The sequence below is a fragment of the Niallia endozanthoxylica genome, assembly GCF_008710145.1.
Taxonomy (GTDB): domain Bacteria; phylum Bacillota; class Bacilli; order Bacillales; family Cytobacillaceae; genus Bacillus_BD; species Bacillus_BD endozanthoxylica.
The window spans coordinates 445,812-464,494 of record NZ_VYKL01000015.1 but is presented as its reverse complement, the minus strand read 5'-3'; the positions used below and the strand labels follow the sequence as shown (position 1 = coordinate 464,494).

Annotated in this window: 18 protein-coding genes and 1 riboswitch; of the genes, 14 read left to right on the top strand and 4 right to left on the bottom strand. The window is 37.0% G+C overall.

Features of this window, described 5'->3' with window-relative positions; all coding sequences use genetic code 11:
• The first annotated feature begins 92 nt into the window (after nt 1-92).
• The 3 genes from F4V44_RS09370 to F4V44_RS09360 all read left to right on the top strand — a co-directional run bounded on the left by F4V44_RS09370 (nt 93) and on the right by F4V44_RS09360 (nt 3,937).
• Nucleotides 93-1,613, top strand: a complete 1,521-nt coding sequence (locus tag F4V44_RS09370) for a carboxypeptidase M32 (RefSeq protein WP_150439729.1) — start codon at nt 93-95, stop codon at nt 1,611-1,613.
• A gap of 139 nt (nt 1,614-1,752) precedes the next feature.
• Nucleotides 1,753-1,854, top strand: a riboswitch (purine riboswitch).
• A 164-nt stretch (nt 1,855-2,018) separates the two neighbouring features.
• Nucleotides 2,019-2,615 (top strand): xanthine phosphoribosyltransferase, encoded by a 597-nt coding sequence (locus F4V44_RS09365; protein WP_150439728.1) that lies wholly within the window; start codon nt 2,019-2,021, stop codon nt 2,613-2,615.
• Complete coding sequence (locus F4V44_RS09360) at nt 2,612-3,937, top strand: nucleobase:cation symporter-2 family protein (RefSeq protein WP_150439727.1); 1,326 nt, start codon at nt 2,612-2,614, stop codon at nt 3,935-3,937. Before F4V44_RS09365 ends, F4V44_RS09360 begins: the two co-directional genes overlap by 4 nt.
• 91 nt (nt 3,938-4,028) lie before the next feature.
• Here the strand turns inward: F4V44_RS09360 and F4V44_RS09355 are convergent, their stop codons facing one another.
• Entirely contained in the window at nt 4,029-4,493 is a 465-nt protein-coding gene (locus F4V44_RS09355) for a chemotaxis protein CheX (RefSeq protein WP_150439726.1), read from the bottom strand.
• 358 nt (nt 4,494-4,851) lie between these two features.
• On the opposite strand from F4V44_RS09355, the gene F4V44_RS09350 reads away from it, so the two are divergent.
• The 6 genes from F4V44_RS09350 (at nt 4,852) to F4V44_RS09325 (ending at nt 13,065) form a co-directional block, all read left to right on the top strand.
• The gene (locus F4V44_RS09350) at nt 4,852-5,937 is read left to right on the top strand and encodes a type III polyketide synthase (protein WP_150439725.1); all 1,086 of its coding nucleotides are present in this window, start codon (nt 4,852-4,854) and stop codon (nt 5,935-5,937) included.
• A 2-nt stretch (nt 5,938-5,939) separates the two neighbouring features.
• Nucleotides 5,940-6,503: an isoprenylcysteine carboxyl methyltransferase family protein gene (locus F4V44_RS09345; RefSeq protein WP_223881842.1), complete on the top strand. Its 564-nt coding sequence runs from the start codon at nt 5,940-5,942 to the stop codon at nt 6,501-6,503.
• Between the two features lie 506 nt (nt 6,504-7,009).
• Nucleotides 7,010-10,681: a dynamin family protein gene (locus F4V44_RS09340; protein ID WP_150439724.1), complete on the top strand. Its 3,672-nt coding sequence runs from the start codon at nt 7,010-7,012 to the stop codon at nt 10,679-10,681.
• A 54-nt stretch (nt 10,682-10,735) separates the two neighbouring features.
• Nucleotides 10,736-11,488, top strand: coding sequence for a nucleotidyltransferase domain-containing protein (locus F4V44_RS09335; protein ID WP_150439723.1), 753 nt, complete (start codon nt 10,736-10,738; stop codon nt 11,486-11,488).
• Between the two features lie 16 nt (nt 11,489-11,504).
• On the top strand, nt 11,505-11,999 hold the full coding sequence (locus tag F4V44_RS09330) for a GNAT family N-acetyltransferase (RefSeq protein ID WP_150439722.1): 495 nt from the start codon (nt 11,505-11,507) through the stop codon (nt 11,997-11,999).
• Nucleotides 12,000-12,171: 172 nt separating this feature from the next.
• Nucleotides 12,172-13,065: a 5'-3' exonuclease gene (locus F4V44_RS09325; RefSeq protein WP_150439721.1), complete on the top strand. Its 894-nt coding sequence runs from the start codon at nt 12,172-12,174 to the stop codon at nt 13,063-13,065.
• A 54-nt stretch (nt 13,066-13,119) separates the two neighbouring features.
• Here the strand turns inward: F4V44_RS09325 and sspL are convergent, their stop codons facing one another.
• Nucleotides 13,120-13,260, bottom strand: a complete 141-nt coding sequence (sspL, locus tag F4V44_RS09320; protein ID WP_150439720.1) for a small, acid-soluble spore protein L — start codon at nt 13,258-13,260, stop codon at nt 13,120-13,122.
• Between the two features lie 84 nt (nt 13,261-13,344).
• Between sspL and F4V44_RS09315 the strand changes: the two genes are divergently transcribed.
• Together F4V44_RS09315 and F4V44_RS09310 are read left to right on the top strand one after the other, a co-directional pair.
• Nucleotides 13,345-13,806, top strand: a complete 462-nt coding sequence (locus tag F4V44_RS09315) for a divergent PAP2 family protein (RefSeq protein WP_150439719.1) — start codon at nt 13,345-13,347, stop codon at nt 13,804-13,806.
• 63 nt (nt 13,807-13,869) lie between these two features.
• Nucleotides 13,870-14,139 carry a DUF6123 family protein gene (locus tag F4V44_RS09310; RefSeq protein ID WP_150439718.1) on the top strand — a complete coding sequence of 90 codons (270 nt, stop codon included), beginning with the start codon at nt 13,870-13,872 and terminating at the stop codon, nt 14,137-14,139.
• 104 nt (nt 14,140-14,243) lie between these two features.
• On the opposite strand, the gene F4V44_RS09305 is transcribed toward F4V44_RS09310, so the two are convergent.
• A complete protein-coding gene (locus F4V44_RS09305; protein ID WP_150439717.1) occupies nt 14,244-14,633 on the bottom strand; it encodes a reverse transcriptase-like protein in 390 nt (129 codons plus the stop codon).
• 182 nt (nt 14,634-14,815) lie between these two features.
• Between F4V44_RS09305 and F4V44_RS09300 the strand changes: the two genes are divergently transcribed.
• Complete coding sequence (locus tag F4V44_RS09300; protein ID WP_150439716.1) at nt 14,816-15,472, top strand: ribonuclease H family protein; 657 nt, start codon at nt 14,816-14,818, stop codon at nt 15,470-15,472.
• Between the two features lie 29 nt (nt 15,473-15,501).
• Entirely contained in the window at nt 15,502-15,684 is a 183-nt protein-coding gene (locus F4V44_RS09295; RefSeq protein ID WP_150439715.1) for a zinc-finger domain-containing protein, read from the top strand.
• Between the two features lie 64 nt (nt 15,685-15,748).
• Here F4V44_RS09295 and cspD read toward each other — a convergent pair whose 3' ends face one another.
• Nucleotides 15,749-15,949 carry a cold-shock protein CspD gene (gene cspD, locus F4V44_RS09290; RefSeq protein WP_019155915.1) on the bottom strand — a complete coding sequence of 67 codons (201 nt, stop codon included), beginning with the start codon at nt 15,947-15,949 and terminating at the stop codon, nt 15,749-15,751.
• Between the two features lie 449 nt (nt 15,950-16,398).
• On the opposite strand from cspD, the gene F4V44_RS09285 reads away from it, so the two are divergent.
• A complete protein-coding gene (locus F4V44_RS09285; RefSeq protein ID WP_150439714.1) occupies nt 16,399-18,546 on the top strand; it encodes a DNA topoisomerase III in 2,148 nt (715 codons plus the stop codon).
• The last annotated feature ends 137 nt before the right edge of the window (nt 18,547-18,683 follow it).

The window sequence follows — 18,683 nt, the reverse complement described above, 5'->3', positions numbered from 1 at the left end:
AGACTTAAGCTGTTGTCATTTTTTGTTCAATAGGATTAACTGTCTATTAATTGGAATATGATACAATGTGAGGATGAAAGGGAGGGCTATTTATGAATCAAACGTTTTTAGAAGAAGAAAAGAAGTTTATCGAATATGTAAAAAAAATCAATGCCTATAATGAAGCACTTGGTCTCATTTATTGGGATTTACGCACAGGAGCTCCGAGACAAGGGGTACAGCAGCGTTCAGAAGTAGTTGGTATTTTGTCATCGGATGTCTATCAGCTATCAGTATCAGAAGAAATGGCCTCATACATAACAAACTTATCTACTGAAGCAGCGCAAGCAGTCATTTCGGAAAAAACAAAAAAATTAATAAAAGAATGCAAAAAAGAATATGAACATAAGCGCAAAATTCCGGCTAGTGAGTATAAAAAATATGTCATTCTATTATCTCAGGCGGAATCAATCTGGGAAGAAGCAAGGGAAAAAGCGGATTTTCAATTGTTTCGACCCTATCTTGAGAAAATCGTTGAAACAAATAAACGATTTATTCGTTATTGGGGATATAAAAATCACCCATACAATACTCTCCTTGATTTATATGAACCGGGTATGACAGTGGAGGTATTAGATCGTGTATTTTCTGAGTTAAGAGAGAAGATTGTTCCGCTTGTTCAAAAGATTGCCAATTCTAAACACAAACCTAAAACGGAATTTTTATTTCAACCATTTCCAAAAGAGAATCAGCGTCTCTTTAGTATCGATATATTATCACAAATGGGCTATAACTTTGATGCTGGAAGACTTGATGAAACCGTGCATCCCTTTGCCACAGGTCTAAATAAAGGGGATGTTAGAATTACAACTAGGTACGATGAATCTGATTTTCGAATGGCTGTTTTTGGCACGATTCATGAGGGAGGCCACGCTCTTTATGAACAAAGCATCTCATCAGATTTAATGGGGACACCTCTTTGTACAGGAACATCTATGGGAATACATGAATCACAATCATTATTTTATGAAAATTTTGTTGGTCGCCATCTTTCATTTTGGAAAAAGAATTATCCATCCCTGCAACAATATAGCAATGGGCAATTTAATGATGTTGATGTTCAAACTTTTTACCGGGCAATTAATGAGTCAAAGCCGTCACTTATCCGTATTGAATCGGATGAGCTGACATATCCGCTGCATATTATGATTCGTTATGAAATTGAAAAAGGATTATTTAGTGAAGAAATAGAAGTGAAAGATCTTCCGCAAATTTGGAATAAAAAATACGAAGAATATTTAGGAATAAGCCCTAAAAATGATAGAGAAGGGGTGCTCCAGGATGTTCATTGGGCAGGCGGGAGCTTTGGTTACTTCCCTTCTTATGCTTTAGGTTATATGTATGCTGCCCAATTTAAACAAGCAATGCTGAAGGAATTACCGCAGTTTGATCAATTATTAGAAGAGGGAAATCTACTGCCTATTAAAAATTGGCTTACTGCTAATATCCATCAATTTGGGAAGATGAAAGAACCGCTTGAAATTTTACATGATGTCACTGGTGAAGGTTTGAATGCAAACGATTTAATTCAATACCTTTCAGAAAAGTATAGTCAGGTTTATCAATTAGAATAGCTTTAGGCGTATTGCGCGAGAAAAGAACTCTTTAATGAGTTCTTTTTACTCATGTCATTAAACACGAACGTTATTATTGAAAAGCATTAAATAATTCGCCATTTATATTGAAATATGACAAATTGATGTTATAATGGTTACTAGTTTCATATTATTCACTCATATAATCACAGGAATATGGCCTGTAAGTTTCTACCGGACTACCGTAAATAGTCTGACTATGGGTGAGCAATGGTCATCATAAAGTGCTAGGCTTATTTAATATTGCTTAGGATGCTTGAAGACATTGCCTCACTCATTTTTATTAGATGTGACGCAATGATTTTCAGGCTTTTTTGTGTTTTTTTGACTTTTCGGTGCTTGTAGATGATTAGGCCATTCATCATAGAGGAGGAATACAGAACAATGGAGTTATTAAAGGAAAAAATTAAGCAGGAAGGGATTGTATTATCTAACACGGTCCTAAAAGTAGATTCTTTTTTGAATCATCAAATTGACCCGGTGCTCATGCTGGAGATTGGAAAGGAATTTTCACAGCGTTTTGCAGATAAAGGAATAACGAAGATTGTAACCATTGAATCATCTGGCATTGCTCCAGCAGTCATGGCAGGACTACAGATGAATGTGCCGGTAATATTTGCAAGAAAAAGAAAATCAATGACACTTATTAATGATTTATTAACAGCAAAAGTTCATTCATTTACAAAAAATGAAACAAATGAAATTTCTGTTTCAAATAAATATTTGACAGAAAATGATCAAGTTTTGATTATTGATGATTTCCTTGCCAACGGGCAGGCGGCAATAGGGTTAATTGATATCGTACAGCAGGCAAAAGCGAATATTGCGGGGATTGGAATTGTGATTGAAAAAGCATTCCAAGAAGGCGGACAGCTTCTGCGTGATAAAGGATTTGAAGTCGTATCATTAGCTAGAGTTGCTTCCTTAGAAGAAGGAAAAGTTACATTTGTTTCGGATAAAACAGCGGAGGTAATGAAATGAACCAGCATCCATTAAAGGTAGCTTCTTTAGGTATTCAACATGTATTGGCCATGTATGCTGGCGCAGTTGTTGTTCCATTAATTATTGGAGGGGCCATTGGACTGACGGTGGAACAATTAACTTATTTGGTTTCCATTGATATCTTTATGTGCGGGATTGCAACCTTGCTTCAAGTGATGAGCAATCGATTTTTTGGAATCGGTCTGCCGGTTGTGCTTGGATGTACATTTACGGCAGTAGCTCCTATTATTTCGATAGGAACCCAGCATGGAATTTCAGCCATTTACGGAGCCATAATTGTTTCTGGTTTGTTTGTTATTGTCGTAGCTAAATCATTTGGCAAATTGGTGAAATTTTTCCCGCCAGTTGTGACAGGCTGCGTTGTTACGATTATTGGAATTACACTCATACCTGTAGCCATGAACAATGTTGCAGGTGGGCAGGGGAGTCCTGATTTTGGAAGTTTGTCCAATATTGGACTTGCATTTGGAACTTTATTAATAATCATTGTAGTAAATCGTTTTTTCACTGGCTTTATTCGTTCAATTAGTATTTTAATCGGGATTATATTCGGAACGGTTGCGGCGTATTTTATGGGTCAAGTTGATTTTACACCAGTGGCGGATGCCTCTTGGTTCCATATGATTAAGCCATTTTACTTCGGTATGCCGACCTTTGAATTATCATCCATTATCACTATGATTCTGGTGGCGCTAGTTGGTCTTGTGGAGGCTACAGGTGTATATTTTGCTCTAGGAGATATTTGTGATAAAGAAATAAAAGATAACGATTTAGCCAAAGGGTATCGTGCAGAAGGAATGGCTATCATTCTTGGCGGTTTATTTAATTCATTTCCATATACAACATTTTCGCAAAACGTTGGTCTCTTACAATTAACAGGTGTAAAAGAGAAAAGAGTTATCATTGTGATGAGTTTTATGCTGATGGCACTTGGGTTGCTTCCAAAAGTTGGAGCACTGACAACTGTTATTCCAGCAGCCGTTTTGGGCGGAGCAATGATTGCTATGTTTGGAATGGTTCTTGCGAACGGAATTAAAATGTTAAGTAAGGTTGACTTTTCATCCCAGGAAAACTTACTGATTATTGCATGTTCAGTCGGACTTGGTATGGGTGTTACTGCAGTCCCTGGTTTATTTGCGCAAATGCCTGAAAGTATTCGAATTCTAACTGAAAATGGAATTGTTGCAGGAAGTTTGACAGCAATCATTATGAATATCATTTTTAATGAGTTAAAGAAGAAGAAGCCGGCAGCTATCAAGATTAAGGAAACAAATAATTCCAGCATGGCAGTTAATAAGTAAAAGTATATTAAAATAAAAAACCCCCTAACTAAAATGAAATTTTCTAGTTAAGGGGTTTTTTATTGTTAAGTATTTATAAATGTTTCTATTTTTATCTCTCTAATTCTTGCTCAATCATTAATAGGATGATAACGGTTCCCGCTCCTTGGACAGTAATGGGTAAGCGGTATGCTTTATCAAATCCATATATTTTTGTTTGGCCAACAAGAACTGTGGGGGGGGTTATATCCATTTCAAGTCCCTGTTGTGAGATAAATGTGGATAATGTACCGGCAATCATATTCCCAAGTTCACCGGCAAAGGACTCCAACATTTCACCTTCCACCATCATGCCAAACATCCCTTCACCAATTTTGCCAAATGTCTTCTCACTTCCATCAATAATTAATCGTCCTCTGACATCACCGGTCATGCCAATAAGGACTCCAACACAATGTTGTGTATATGGTTGAGTCAACAAGGACGGTTGTTCTATTGAGAGCTCAAATGGAAGAACTTCTTTTACGGCGTTACTGGTTCCTTGTAAGATATCAGTTGCAAGCTTTGTCAATGGCATGTCTTATTCCTCCAATGTTCGATCAACTAATGACAATTTTAGCATAGTTTTTAGAGAAGAAACGCAACATTTTGTGAAAATATTACTATAAATAGAATGAATATATAGGTCTCTTTTACGAGTAACACATAAATATGGAAATAATTGTTGGGTGATGCGTATTTTAAAATAGTTTATACTATAAGTGTAAGTGCACAACATTAAAAAATCCTTCAAAACTTTCATTCCCCAGATTTTACATGGGGAATTTTTTTTGCCTCCATTTCTTCATGCCACTCTTAACCTCTACTTCAAAAAAGTATATTAGATCTATAAATGGAGAAAGTAATAGCATAACCAAAAGATAGGAGAAAATGAAATGCCAGCCATTTTATCCATTGGAGATGCCTTTCCGCCAGTTGTATTACATCAAGAAGAAGTCATGCAATTTTCACAGCAGCTTTTTAATCAGTCATTCCCAGATATTAATCGATTGTTACATGTCTTCCCTCATGGGCAGGTAGAAAAAAGGCATTTTGTGAAAGATTTGGACTGGTATCAACACAATCACCCATTTGTTGAGAAAAATAACGCTTTTATTGAAAGCGCTATTGACCTTGGTTCAAGGGCTATCTCAAATTGTTTGCATAATCATGAGTATTTAAAAAGACAGGTAGCATATGAGGAAATTGAGGCTATCTTCCTCATAACCAGTACAGGCATAGCAACGCCAAGTATTGAAGCGCGTATTATGAATGTACTACCATTTTCGGAAAAAACGAAAAGAATTCCAATTTGGGGTTTAGGCTGTGCTGGTGGAGCGGCTGGATTATCACGGGCATTTGAATACTGTAAAGCATACCCGAAGGCGAAAGTACTGGTTTTAGCTATCGAGCTTTGCAGCTTAACTTTCCAGCCAAACGATTTATCGAAAAGTAACCTAATCGGAACATCATTGTTTGGAGATGGGGTCGTATGTGTACTTGTTTCAGGAGATGAAGTCGAAGCAGAGTCCATTTGTTCCTTAGAGTCCATACCCAAAATATTGGCTACTCAATCGACTACAATGCGTAATTCACTTGATGTAATGGGTTGGGAAGTGAAAAATGATGGCTTGTACGTCGTTTTTTCGAAGGATATTCCAGTCATTGTGGAAAAGTGGTTGAAGCCAATCGTAGGAGAATTTTTACACGAGCACCAACTTTCGATGGAGAGAATTAATCATTTTATTGCCCATCCAGGAGGAAAAAAGGTACTGGATGCTTATGTAAAAACATTACAATTGGATTCATCTATGATTGAAATCAGCTTTAATGTGTTAAGAAACTATGGGAATATATCGTCAGCAACCGTGCTGCTTGTCTTAAAAGGCTTTTTACAAAAAGCAATCTCAGGTGAATGGGGGCTGTGTACGGCTTTAGGACCAGGTTTTAGTTCGGAATTATTGTTAGTTAGGTGGGATTAGATTTGTTCATCTTTTATCTATTTCTTCTATTCATTATCCTGCAGCGCATATGTGAACTAGTAATTGCCAAAAGAAATGAAGTGTGGATGAAAAAAAGGGGCGCAAAAGAATTTGGACAATCGCATTATCGTATCATCGTTTTTATACATACCATGTTTTTTATCATTTATTTACTGGAAGTGAAAATTTGGCAGACAGAATTGTCTCCGGTATGGCCTTATTTGCTTAGTTTATTTATTCTCACACAGATTTTACGTATCTGGGCCATTTTATCATTAGGGAAATGCTGGAATACAAAAATTATCATACTGCCGGGAGTCCAAATTGTGGAAAAGGGACCGTACCGGTTTCTAAAACATCCTAATTATTTGGTCGTTGCTATTGAATTTATTATCATTCCTATTATGTTTCAAGCTTATTTCACCGCGTTTTTATTTACAATTTTGAATGGAGCCATTCTTGCAATCCGAATTCCAGCAGAGGAAAAGGCTTTAAACGAACTGACAGAATACCCGATTTCTGCATGGCTGAAATTTAAAAATCTAAAAAATGTAAATAAAGCCTAATCCTTTCAAAATTCTTATTGAAAAGGATTATCATTCGTGATATGATTTAATTGCAAATGAGAGTTATTATCAATAAAAGGATGGTGTTCGGGGATGACAGCCGTTTTTATAGCAGTTACTGTAGGTGTTTACTCTTTCGTTTTAAAGCATGTACTAAATAATGTTTCAAAGCCGCATCCAATTAGTAAATAGCTTCTCTTTTTTAGTATGTTTGGGAAACGCTTTCAGCCAAGCAGTAAAGAAAGGGGTTCATTATGCTTATAAGAAACTTTTGATAAAGTCGAGTATTCTCTAAAAGAAGCTCGGCTTTATTTATTTTGGTTTAATGGAGCGACTAGGAAAATTGAGATCACTTTTGTTAATCATTTCCTCACATAATTTTTATTTCCTGAAACTTATTATAGTAAATATTAACATGGCATGATTAATATGCGTTTTTTAGTAGGAAATAGACGTAAAATCGTTTAAAATAGTTAGTATATTGAAAAAATAAGGGGTAGTCATTCATGGTGAAAACGGAGATACAAAAAAGAGACGCGGTTCTGTTAAGAGGACAAATAGCTGCGTTATACGAATTGTTTGAAAAACATAAAAATGTTCAGTCAGCTGAACGTGCAAAGGACTTAGCTTTAAAGCTGGAAAAACAGGAGTATTCTATCGCTTTTTGCGGTCATTTCTCTGCGGGGAAATCAAGTATGATTAACCGGATTATGGGTGAGAACTTGCTGCCTTCCAGCCCCATTCCGACAAGTGCCAATTTGGTAAAAATCAAGTCTGGCGATGATTATGCTAAAGTATTTTTCAAGGAAGACCGTCCGCTTATTTATCCGGCACCATACGATTATGAACAGGTAAAATCATATTGTAAGGATGGGGATCAAATTCAGTCAATTGAAATTAGTTATTCTAAAACATCTATTCCGAAAGATACTATTATTATGGATACTCCAGGTATTGATTCGACTGATGATGCTCACAGGATTGCAACGGAATCAGCGTTACATCTGGCTGATTTAGTTTTTTATGTGATGGATTATAATCATGTTCAGAGTGAATTGAATTTCCTTTTTACAAAGGAGCTGACAGAAGCTGGTAAAGAAGTATATTTAGTGATTAACCAGATTGATAAGCATCGAGATGAAGAATTGAGTTTCGCGGCGTTTCAAGAAAGTGTAACGAACTCCTTTGCATCATGGGGTGTGAAGCCGGCAAAAATCTTTTATACTTCATTAAAGAAAGCGGATCACCCGCAAAACCAATTTCCGGCACTAAGAAAGTTTATTGAGGAAAAGGTAAGTCATCGGTTAGATGCTCTCCCTGAATCAGTTTTCCAATCGCTTACGAAATTATGCGAGGAGCATCGCTTATTTTTATCAGAAAAAGATGAGGCAGCTATTAACGAGCTTAACGAGCGTTTAGCAGAGCTTTCGGAAGAAGAGAGGAACAATCTAGGGGAAACAGTTGCTGAACTAAAAAATCAGCTGAATGAATTAAGTCATTCCCTTAATCAAAAGGAAAAGCAGTTATATGATGAAATTGACAGTGTACTAGATAATGCCTATATTATGCCTTTCCAAACCCGTGATTTAGCCGAGCAATATCTGGCGGCGAGACAGCCTGAATTTAAAGTCGGTTTGTTTTTTGCAAAACAAAAAACGGAGCAGGAGCGCTCGCTTAGACTTGACCGGTTCTTTGCAGATTTTGCTGAAAAAGTAACATCGCAAATTGATTGGCATATGAAAGAATTGTTTGTGAAAAGCTTGAAAGATAATGATATAGAAGATGAAGAACTTTTATCTGCTGTTCAAAATTTCAAGGTTGAGTTTGACAAAGACCTACTCATTTCGACAGTTAAGGAAGGTGCACGTTTATCTGGTGATTATGTACTGACATACACAAGGGACGTTACAAATGAGGTAAAAAGGAAAACGAAAGAACAGTTGTCTTCCTATCGGTCTGCTTTATTGACTCGATTACAGGAAAAACAGGCTGTTCAAAAAAGAAAGCTTGAGGAGAGATTATCATCTCTTACTTTTTATTACAATGCCTACAAAGATATTGCGGAAATTGAAGAGAAGCAGCTGCTTTCGAATATTCAAATAGAGCAGTTACTAACAGGACACTTTAATCAAACTGATTATATTGAGCTTTTCAAGGAATTGGCTGTAGATCATGCGGAAGAAGCGGAAATTATAGTAACTGACAGCTTGGAAAACAAGCAGGCAAAAGTTGAAAAAGAGAAAAAATCTCGTTCTGTTCGTTCGGTTGTTTCTAGTCAGCAAACGAATCAAACGGAACTAGAAGCACTTATTCCAAGCTTAAAGTTTGCGGCTGATCAAGTAAAGGGTGTACCAGGGTTTAAAAAATTAGCCGAAGAGCTGGGGCAGAAAGCAGAAAGACTTAAGAATCAATCATTCACGGTTGCTTTATTTGGTGCCTTTAGTGCGGGGAAATCTTCATTTGCCAATGCGCTTTTAGGAGAAAGTCTATTGCCGGTTTCACCTAATCCAACAACAGCAGCAATCAACAAAATTATGCCGGTTGATGCGGAGCATCCTCATGGAACGGTCTTGGTAAAGCTGAAGGCCCTCAAAACATTAATGGATGATGTCAATCGATCACTGACAGCGTTTGGTTCGCAAGCAGATACGCTTCAGCATGCCGTTACTGCAGCAAAAGAAGTAATAGGAAATCATAGCAATGCTGATGCCTATGAAAAAATGCACTTAGCCTTTTTACAAGCATTTGTACGAGGCATTGGAGCTTATCAGAATCAGTTGGGTGAAACGATTCAAACCGATTTAGCTAACTTTTCGGGGTTTGTTGCAAATGAAGAACAGTCCTGTTTAGTAGAGTGGATTGAAGTGTATTTTGAATGTGAACTAACTCGCAAAGGGATTACATTAGTCGATACACCTGGAGCGGATTCCATTAATGCCCGTCACACAGGTGTTGCCTTTGAATATATCAAAAATTCAGATGCCATTTTGTTTGTTACCTATTATAATCATGCATTCTCGAAAGCAGATCGTGAATTTTTGATTCAACTAGGTCGTGTAAAAGACACATTTGCGCTTGATAAGATGTTTTTCATTGTGAATGCCATTGACTTAGCTCATGATGAGGAAGAGATGCATGCTGTCCTTGATTATGTGGAAGACCAGCTCGTGACCTACGGAATTAGACAGCCACATTTGTATCCTGTTTCAAGTCTTATGTCTTTGAAAGAGAAAATAGCCGGGGTACTAACAGAGAAATCAGGTATCCGTTTATTTGAAGAACGATTCTACTCCTTTATTGAGCATGATCTAAGGGGGATTGCGATTAATTCAGCAAAAGTAGAGATGGAACGGGTACTGGCGCAGCTGCAAAGCTTTATTCATTCCGCTGAAGAGGATCAAGATACAAAGGCCCAAAAGCGAATCCAGTTGGAAGCAGAAAAAGCTCAAATAAGGGATCTCATTCAATCGCAACAGCCATCCTTTTTACAGAAAAGATTGGTTCAGGAAGCAGAAGAGCTTGTCTTTTACATTAAGCAACGCGTATTTTTAAGATTTAGTGACTTTTTAAAGGAAGCCTTTAATCCTGCGATTTTAAAGGATGATGGAAGAAACTTGAAAAAGGCGCTTCAAACGGCACTTGATGCATTTTTAGAAGACTTTGGTTATGATTTTGCTCAGGAGCTGCGCGCTACTACTTTACGAATTGAAGCTTTTATACGAAAGAATCTTTCTCAGTCTGAGCGCTCAATCATTGCGGCGATACAGGAGCATAATTCGGATCTGTCCTTTAGCACCTATGAGATGAACCGATTGGAAGGGATTGATTTTGAAACAGCGTTTGTGTCACTTGATAATCAGCGTTTTAAAACAGCATTAGCCTATTTTAAAAATCCAAAATCATTCTTTGAAAAAAATGAGAGAAAGTTGTTAGGGGAAGAATTAGAAGCAAATCTCCAAGAACCTGCTGACGATTACTTAGCGGCAGGAAAAGAGCGTTTAAAACTTCATTATGGAGACCAGCTTGAAGCTGAGTTTCGTCTTCTGCTCGTGTATTTGACGGAACAAGTTGAAGAATACTATCAAGGAGCACTCGCTTCTATATCAAATGAAATTCCAATTGGGGAACTTCGGGCAATTGAGAAAAAATTGCTGGCCAATGCCGAGAAAGTACAGTAATGGCTGCTGAAAGAACATAATCATTCTCGGTCTGTCACAAACGAGGTGGAAGAAATGATTGAATCTTGGTTAAAGAAAATCGAAGACGAATACAATATTGAGATTCTATTCGCTTCTGAAACCGGCAGCCGGGCATGGGGAGGGGTAAACGATCATTCTGACTATGATGTTCGTTTTATCTATAAAACCCGGGATGTGAGAAGTTATTTATCATTAAGAAAGGCGCAGGAAACGATTGATATTCCTGCGCCTTATGATGCCCAAGGATGGGACCTTTATAAAGCATTTCATTTACTGCAAAAATCGAATCCTAGTTTGTGTGAATGGGCCTTTTCTCCCGTTCTGTATCGAGATAATCAGCAATTTTCTGACAAGCTACAGCGATTTATTACTGAAAGTTATTCGCTGCTTTCGTTGTTTCATCATTACATTCACTTAATGGATCGGAATTTGAAGGATATCCGCCATAAGACTTTTACGGAAAAAAGACAAAAGCAATTAATACAAGCGGTGCGTGCTCTCCTGCTTGCAAAGGTGATTATTTTAGAACAAAAAGTGCCGGTAAATGCTCTGTATCGTTCTTTTACGTCCTTATTTCCTAACGAGGATATGTTGGTTTCTTTTTACCAACAAATCATGGAGGCTAAGATGGACGGAAGGTTGGTTTCTGCTGCTGATGTTGAAGATGGAATTAGAATAATGGAGCAGGAAAGGCCTGTATTACTTGAGGATTCCTATGGTTTATCGAAGGGGAAATCGATAGAAAATGAACTGAACGAATGGATTTGGGAGCTTTTACGTCTATGAAATACGGGGTGTGGATATGGAATATGAGATTAAACTAGTAGAAACTGTAAAAGAAATAGAATACGTCTATCAAACCATGCAGGATGCATTTAGGGAATATAATAAATATGACACGCCTTCAAGTGCCATGAATGAAAAACTATCAACATTGGTGGATTCTATTCGTGGAGGAGCTGAACAGGCTATACTGGTTTATATAAATGGAAAACCAGTTGGATCCGTACGGTTTAAGGAAATGGATGAGGCTTCCTTGTATTTCTTCAGGCTATCGGTTATACCTGAAGCCAGAGGAAAAGGTTTAGCTAAAAAAATGCTTGAATGGCTCGAAGAATATGCACGTGATAACAAAAAGGATCAAATTACGTGCCGGGTTCGCAAAGATACTCCGCAAAATATCAGTTTTTATCATTCCAATCAGTTTGAAATGGAAAAGGAAGAAACAATCATTAATAAAGATGGAAATGTTATCGATACGGTTATTATGGCAAAAGGGACGACGGTATTTGTATAACCACCTAACAGAAAGTGTCAATCACTAGTATTTGGCACTTTTTTCTGTTCAAAGAAAAATATGATTATCCTTATTCTGTTAATTGCTCAGGTGATTACCAACACATTCTATATATATAAATGCTATAATTAGCTTTACATGTAAATGTGATAGGATAGGGAGTGTGAAAGAATTGAATAATAACAAACCTTCGTTAATGCTAGTCGATGGTATGGCACTTTTGTTCCGGGCCTTTTTTGCTACATCTGTAACAGGACAGTTTATGATTAACTCAAAAGGCATTCCCACGAATGCAGTTAACGGATTTGTGAAGCATTTTTTTACGGCGGTATCAGCTTTTAAACCAAGCCATGTGGCGGTATGCTGGGATATGGGGAGCAAGACCTTCCGTAATGAGATTTTCTCTGATTATAAAGGAAATCGGTCGGAAGCACCGGTTGAGTTAATTCCCCAATTTGACCTTGTCAAAGAAGTGGTAGAAGCCTTTGATGTCCCAAACATTGGAATAGAGGGGTTTGAGGCTGATGACTGTATCGGGACAATTGCTACTCAGGCAAAAGATGAAGCAAATGTTTATATTCTTACAGGAGATCAGGATATATTGCAGCTGATAGATGATTATATTTCGGTGATTTTATTAAAAAAAGGTTTTGGAAATTATCTGGTGCATAATAAAGATACATTTTTTGCAGAAAAAGGAATTATGCCGAAACAAATGATTGATTTAAAAGCCTTTATGGGAGATCCAAGCGATAATTATCCTGGTGTAAAGGGAATTGGTGAAAAAACAGCTTTAAAGCTACTGCAGCAGTATGGACATGTAGACGGTGTCGTAGCTAATTTAGACCAATTAACAAAGGCTCAGAAAACGAAGATTGAGAACGATTTAGACATGCTTTATTTAAGCAAAAAGCTGGCTGAAATTAAATGTGATGTCCCAATTAACTATGAACTTGACAAAGCAAGATTTATTCTTGACCGAGAAAAGGTGCTGGATAAATTTAATGAAGTGGAAATGAAAGGTCTTCACCGTTTCATTGAATTTGAAAATGAAATAGCCAATTAAGGATAATGGGAGAAAAGACAGACGTTGTTGTCTGTCTTTTTTTCATGGCTTAACCTAAATTTTTGTGTTTGACTTTTTTGCTCTATTTTCCAGTTGACTTTTTGGTTCTTCTGCAAATTCAGCATCTTGACCATAGCCTTGCGGATTTACTCCAGGTGCCTTTGTGCCTCTGTTTGAATGCTTTTTTTGACCCATTTCCCTCACCTCCATTACTATTATTTCCAAGAAGAATAAATCAACTCATCATTCTTCACACTAGTAGAAGAGAGGTGAAAGTTTATGAATAAAGGGGTATATATTGCTTTATTAAGTATTGGCTTGGCTCAAGGTTTGAAAATTCCGATTCATTTTGTGAAGACACGAAAATGGAAACCCGAATTATTTTTTCAAACTGGAGGGATGCCCAGTTCTCATTCCGCTGGAGTTTCGTCACTGACCACATATATTGCTTTAAAAAGAGGTCTTCCAACGATTGATTTTGCTCTATCAATGATTTATGGGCTGATTGTTATGTATGATGCCCAAGGGATCCGCCGCCAAACCGGTGAGTTAACGTTGAAGGTTAATGATTTAGGTGAATTAGTAGAAAAGGTCCAAAAGGACAAACCCGTTGAATTTGAAGAAAAAACGCCGAAAAAACTGAAAGAAATGCTTGGTCATCAACCGGAAGAAGTAATTGGCGGAGCAATACTTGGTATAGTTACAGGAACAATAGGTCATTTAATAACAAAAAAAAGATAGAAATTTGTCTAAAATTGAAGTATTATGTTAATGGGACTATGTTAGGGAGAGGAATGGATCATTTTGAAAACAGTAGCACAATATGTCGATTTTCTTGAAAGTAAAGGTTTTAAATTGCAAGAGGATGCAATTGGCTTCATCCATTACGGTAAGCAATATACAAAAGCAACGGATGAATTGACAAATACTGCAATTGAGCTAACATTAAAATCACAAAAGGAATTCGACGGTAGTTACTATATTTCTTTATTAGAAACGCTTGTCAAAAGTAAAATAAGTACACGCGGAGCTGCTATTCGTTTCATTAAAGAACGAAAATTAATGGCTATATAAAATATCCACTAGTTGCTTAGGGATTATTAGCCTCTTACTTTATAACATTACACTAAGGAAAAGACGTGCCCATTTTGGCACGTCTTTTCCTTAAATACTAAAATTTATTTACCTTGTTGAATAGCCTTTCTTGCCAGTTCATCAGCATTTTTATTCTCACGGCTTGATATCCATTTTAGAAAAAATAAATCAAATTCTTGTGTGAGGGAAAGTGCTTCTTCGAGTAATGGAGCAAAAGCTTTATTTTTAACAAATTCTTTTTCGATCGCTCGATTGACAAGTTCCGAGTCCGTTCGGAACGAGACCGTTTTATAGCCTTTCTTAATGCAAATCTCTAAAGCCGAAATAAATGCATGAAACTCAGCTTCATGATTACTCATCTCCGGTAAAGGAATGATAAAGCGTTCAACTTGACCGTTTGCATTAATAAAAATACCTGCACCGCTAGGACCGGGATTCCCTGCACTGGCTCCGTCAAAATAAACTTCTATCATAATGAACCTCCCGCTTGCAACATTCAGACAAAAATATTGAAAAATTCACCTTTTATGGCATTTCCTCATAGAAGAAAGTATAAACTAAATAACAATATCATGAAAGTAACTTTATCATTTCATACATAACGAAGGATGCAGGTTACCCAGGAAAATGAATGATGACAAGGGGATGAATTTTAGTGAAGTACAAAATAGAATGGACGTACAAATTAAAAGGAAAAGAAGGGGTTTATTTTACATCTGATTGGATGGATGCTGAGTTAGCCATCTTAGGTGGAGAGGATATTGAAAAATCCGGCAAGGCTCGTGAGCTTACTTTTTATGACGAGATGGGGCAATCCTGGAGCTTAAAAGAAATGAAAAAGTTAACGGTTGAGATAGAAGAGGACCCTCATGAAGTAATGGTTTATTTTGATGGCGGTTTTAATATTAGCACCTACCAGGCAGGGCTTGGAGCGGTCATTTATTTTAGACAAGGAAAAAAGAAATTTCGTTTACGGGCCAATGAGCTGATTGATGAGATGGACTCAAATAATGAAGCTGAATATGCGGCACTTTACTATGCGCTAAATTTATTAGAAGAGCTAGGTGTTCACCAGGTTCCATGTGATTTTAAGGGTGATTCACAAGGTGTGCTAAAACAGCTTGAGGGTGAGTGGCCTTGCTACGAAGAAAATTTAAACCGTTGGCTGGACCGAATTGAAGAAAAAATAAAATCCTTAGGTTTAAAGCCTCGCTATCAGTCTATTCCAAGAAGCGAAAATAAAGAAGCAGATAAGCTTGCGACACAGGCACTCGAAGGGAAAGAGATATTCAGTAAAATGCAATTAATATAATTACGTCAATCATGAAAGGTGGTGGTCAAATGAGGAGAAAGGAAATCATTAATGAAGCCGAAGCCATTATGAATAACTACTGTAATGGCTGTTTTCTATATAAACAGAATCGAAAGGATAAAGGACGAAACTTTGCTCATCGTTTCTGTATTGCAACTTGTACAGTTGGTGAAAAAATTCGGCAGTGCGGTGAAAAACTTACACAAAAATGATTAACATAAAAAAGGCTGACGAATAGTCGTCGGCCTCATTAATGTTTAATTATTTATTATATAATTACAGTTTTACAACGTTGGAAGCTTGAGGTCCGCGGTTTCCTTCAACGATTTCAAAAGAAACTTCTTGGCCTTCTTCTAAAGATTTAAAGCCATCACCTTGAATAGCTGTGAAGTGTACGAATACATCATCTCCGCCTTCAACTTCAATAAAACCGAAACCTTTTTCGTTATTAAACCATTTTACTTTACCGTTTTGCATGTTTACATTTCCTCCTAAGCCTTTCAAGACGTGCGAGCGTCTATAAAAATAAATATTATCATTTGCCCAAAATATAATGGCTAAATCTAGTAATAGCGGAAATATATTCTGATAAATGATGTCTATAATATACATGAATAAACGCTTTCAGTCAAGGTTTACATGCATAATTTCGGAGATTATCGAATTGAAAATAGTACTGATAAACTCCATTGATTTGCATCTTTCTATATGCAAATTATTAAAAAGGTTGATAGAATAATAAGAGAAAAACATAACTATTCCTCTTTGTATGACAAGAGCGGCATAACTGCGCAATACTTCAGTATGCAAGATTTCCTTCCTTTTCCTCATTTAAATAAATCTTAGCCTTTACGAATGTGTGATTTAATGTGAAAATAAAATCTGCTCGCCTTTACATTTACGGATTTATAAAGGAGCATTCCGATATGAAATTAATTATTGCTGAGAAACCAGATCAGGGGTCTACCTTGGCATCTGTTTTTAAACATAAAAAACAAAATGGATTTATTGAAATATTTCCAAATGATATTTTTCAGAACGGTGCTTATGTTACATGGGCAGTTGGGCATTTATGTCAATTAGTGAATCCCGAAAAATATGAACCAGATTGGAAAAAATGGTCGCTTTCAACACTGCCGATGATACCTCAGCAATTCCAATATGAGGTAACAAAGGATAAAGTAAAGCAGTTCAATATTATAAAAAGTCTCGTCACCCATCCAGAAGTAACAGAAGTTATCCATGCAGGTGATGCGGGGCGTGAAGGTGAACTCATAGTCAGAAATATTCTACGGTTAACAAAAGCGCACCTGCCAATGAAAAGGCTATGGATTTCCTCTCTTACGCCAAAGTCAATTAAAGAAGGGTTTCAGTCTTTATTGTCCGAATCAGATACAAGAAACTTATACTATGAAGCCTATACAAGAGCCTGTGCTGATTGGGTAGTAGGAATGAACGCATCTAGATTATATAGTCTCCTTTTGCAACAAAGAGGTTTTTCCGATGTATTTTCAGTGGGAAGAGTTCAAACGCCGACTCTGGCTCTGATTGTTAAACGTGAACGTGAGATTGAAGAGTTTGTTTCTGAACCGTTTTGGGAGGTACTGGCCGACTTTAAAGTAGATGGAAAGAAATATAAAGGCAAATGGGAACAAGATGGTGAATCAAGAATTAAAACACAGGAAATGGCTGAAAAGATTGCTCAATTTTGTGAACAGAAACCGGCGGAAGTAACTGATGTTCAGGCGGAAAGAAAAGACTACCTGCCTCCGTTATTGTACAATTTATCTGCCCTTCAGGCTGATGCTAATCGTTTGTATAAATTTCCTCCGAAAAAAACGCTGGATACATTACAAAAGCTGTATCAAAAAGGATTTGTATCGTATCCTCGTTCAGATTCTCGTTATGTTACAGAGGGAGAAGCTGAAATGTTCCCGGAAATATTGAAAAAAATAGCAAACATACCTCAATATGCAGCTTTTTTTCCACTGCCAAATGAGTCCATCCTCACAAATAAACGTTTTGTTAATGAAAAAAAGGTAACCGATCACTATGCCATTATTCCAACTGAACAAGTACCTGCTCTTCACTCATTAAGCTCAGATGAACAAAAGCTGTATGATATGGTTGTGAAAAGTTTAATTGCTGCTCATTATGAAAAATCCATTGCGGAATATACGACTGTTACTACACTTGTTGATGGCCGAGCAGTATTTCTTTCGAAAGGCAAAGTTCAACTTCAGGAAGGATGGAGAAAGGTTCTTCCATCTAATGAAAAGGAGAAAGATCCGGTGCTTCCTGTATTAGAAAAGGGAGAAAAAGGTTCAGTAGTTAAAGTAACCGTAAAGGAAAGTAAAACACAGCCTCCAAAGCGCTATACAGAAGGTCAGTTAATTACATTGATGAAAACAGCAGGCAAACATATGGAAGATAAAGAGCTTGAAAAAGTATTAATGAAAACGGAAGGACTGGGAACAGAAGCAACTCGTGCCGGGATTATTACAATGCTGAAGGATCGTAAGTATATAGAGATAAGGAAAAATCTGGTCTATGCTACAGCAAAAGCAAAAATCTTAATCTCGGCCGTTGGAAATGAAATACTAGCATCCCCGTCTATGACAGCAAAGTGGGAACAAAGGTTAAAGGAAATATCAGAGGGTGCTGCTTCGCCTAAGCAGTTTATGGAACAAACAAATAAGATGATTGCCCATCTAATTGCGAGCACTGTTCAGGAATCAAATGAGTGGAGCTTTGATGAAGAAACAACCGACTCTTTTGTACCGAGACAATTTAAAAAGTCTGCTCCGACTAAACTAGGTACTTGTAAGCTGTGCGGTGGAACGGTTATCGATAAAGGCAGTTTCTATGGCTGTTCTAACTATCAAAAAACAGGCTGCCAGTTCACGATTTCTAAAAAAATAAAAGGGAAAACAATCACGCAAAAACAAGTCAAGAAGCTGCTTCTTGAAGGAACAACAGAGGTAATTGAAGGATTTAAAGGAAAGGAAAAAGAGTTTGCTGCTCAAATTAAGTGGGATGACAAAGAGAAGAAAATCCAATTTGTCTTCTCTTAATAAAAGGCGTTGTTAAAGTACTATGTTGATAAGCCAGATTTTTGACTCATTCGTGTGAAATGAACATTTCACACGCCTTTCAGCTATGGCTGAAAGGTTGCTGTATTGTCATGAAGTGGTAGGAGAAAATGCATTTC

Bases quoted from the DNA above. Each gene is read 5' to 3' on its own strand.
- F4V44_RS09330 (WP_150439722.1), top strand. From the start codon at position 11,505: ATGGAATATGAGATTAAACTAGTAGAAACTGTAAAAGAAATAGAATAC.
- F4V44_RS09335 (WP_150439723.1), top strand. From the start codon at position 10,736: ATGATTGAATCTTGGTTAAAGAAAATCGAAGACGAATACAATATTGAG.
- F4V44_RS09285 (WP_150439714.1), top strand. From the start codon at position 16,399: ATGAAATTAATTATTGCTGAGAAACCAGATCAGGGGTCTACCTTGGCA.
- F4V44_RS09295 (WP_150439715.1), top strand. From the start codon at position 15,502: ATGAGGAGAAAGGAAATCATTAATGAAGCCGAAGCCATTATGAATAAC.
- F4V44_RS09305 (WP_150439717.1), bottom strand. From the start codon at position 14,633: ATGATAGAAGTTTATTTTGACGGAGCCAGTGCAGGGAATCCCGGTCCT.
- F4V44_RS09315 (WP_150439719.1), top strand. From the start codon at position 13,345: ATGAATAAAGGGGTATATATTGCTTTATTAAGTATTGGCTTGGCTCAA.
- F4V44_RS09350 (WP_150439725.1), top strand. From the start codon at position 4,852: ATGCCAGCCATTTTATCCATTGGAGATGCCTTTCCGCCAGTTGTATTA.
- cspD (WP_019155915.1), bottom strand. From the start codon at position 15,949: ATGCAAAACGGTAAAGTAAAATGGTTTAATAACGAAAAAGGTTTCGGT.
- F4V44_RS09355 (WP_150439726.1), bottom strand. From the start codon at position 4,493: ATGCCATTGACAAAGCTTGCAACTGATATCTTACAAGGAACCAGTAAC.
- F4V44_RS09370 (WP_150439729.1), top strand. From the start codon at position 93: ATGAATCAAACGTTTTTAGAAGAAGAAAAGAAGTTTATCGAATATGTA.
- F4V44_RS09360 (WP_150439727.1), top strand. From the start codon at position 2,612: ATGAACCAGCATCCATTAAAGGTAGCTTCTTTAGGTATTCAACATGTA.
- F4V44_RS09365 (WP_150439728.1), top strand. From the start codon at position 2,019: ATGGAGTTATTAAAGGAAAAAATTAAGCAGGAAGGGATTGTATTATCT.
- sspL (WP_150439720.1), bottom strand. From the start codon at position 13,260: ATGGGTCAAAAAAAGCATTCAAACAGAGGCACAAAGGCACCTGGAGTA.
- F4V44_RS09340 (WP_150439724.1), top strand. From the start codon at position 7,010: ATGGTGAAAACGGAGATACAAAAAAGAGACGCGGTTCTGTTAAGAGGA.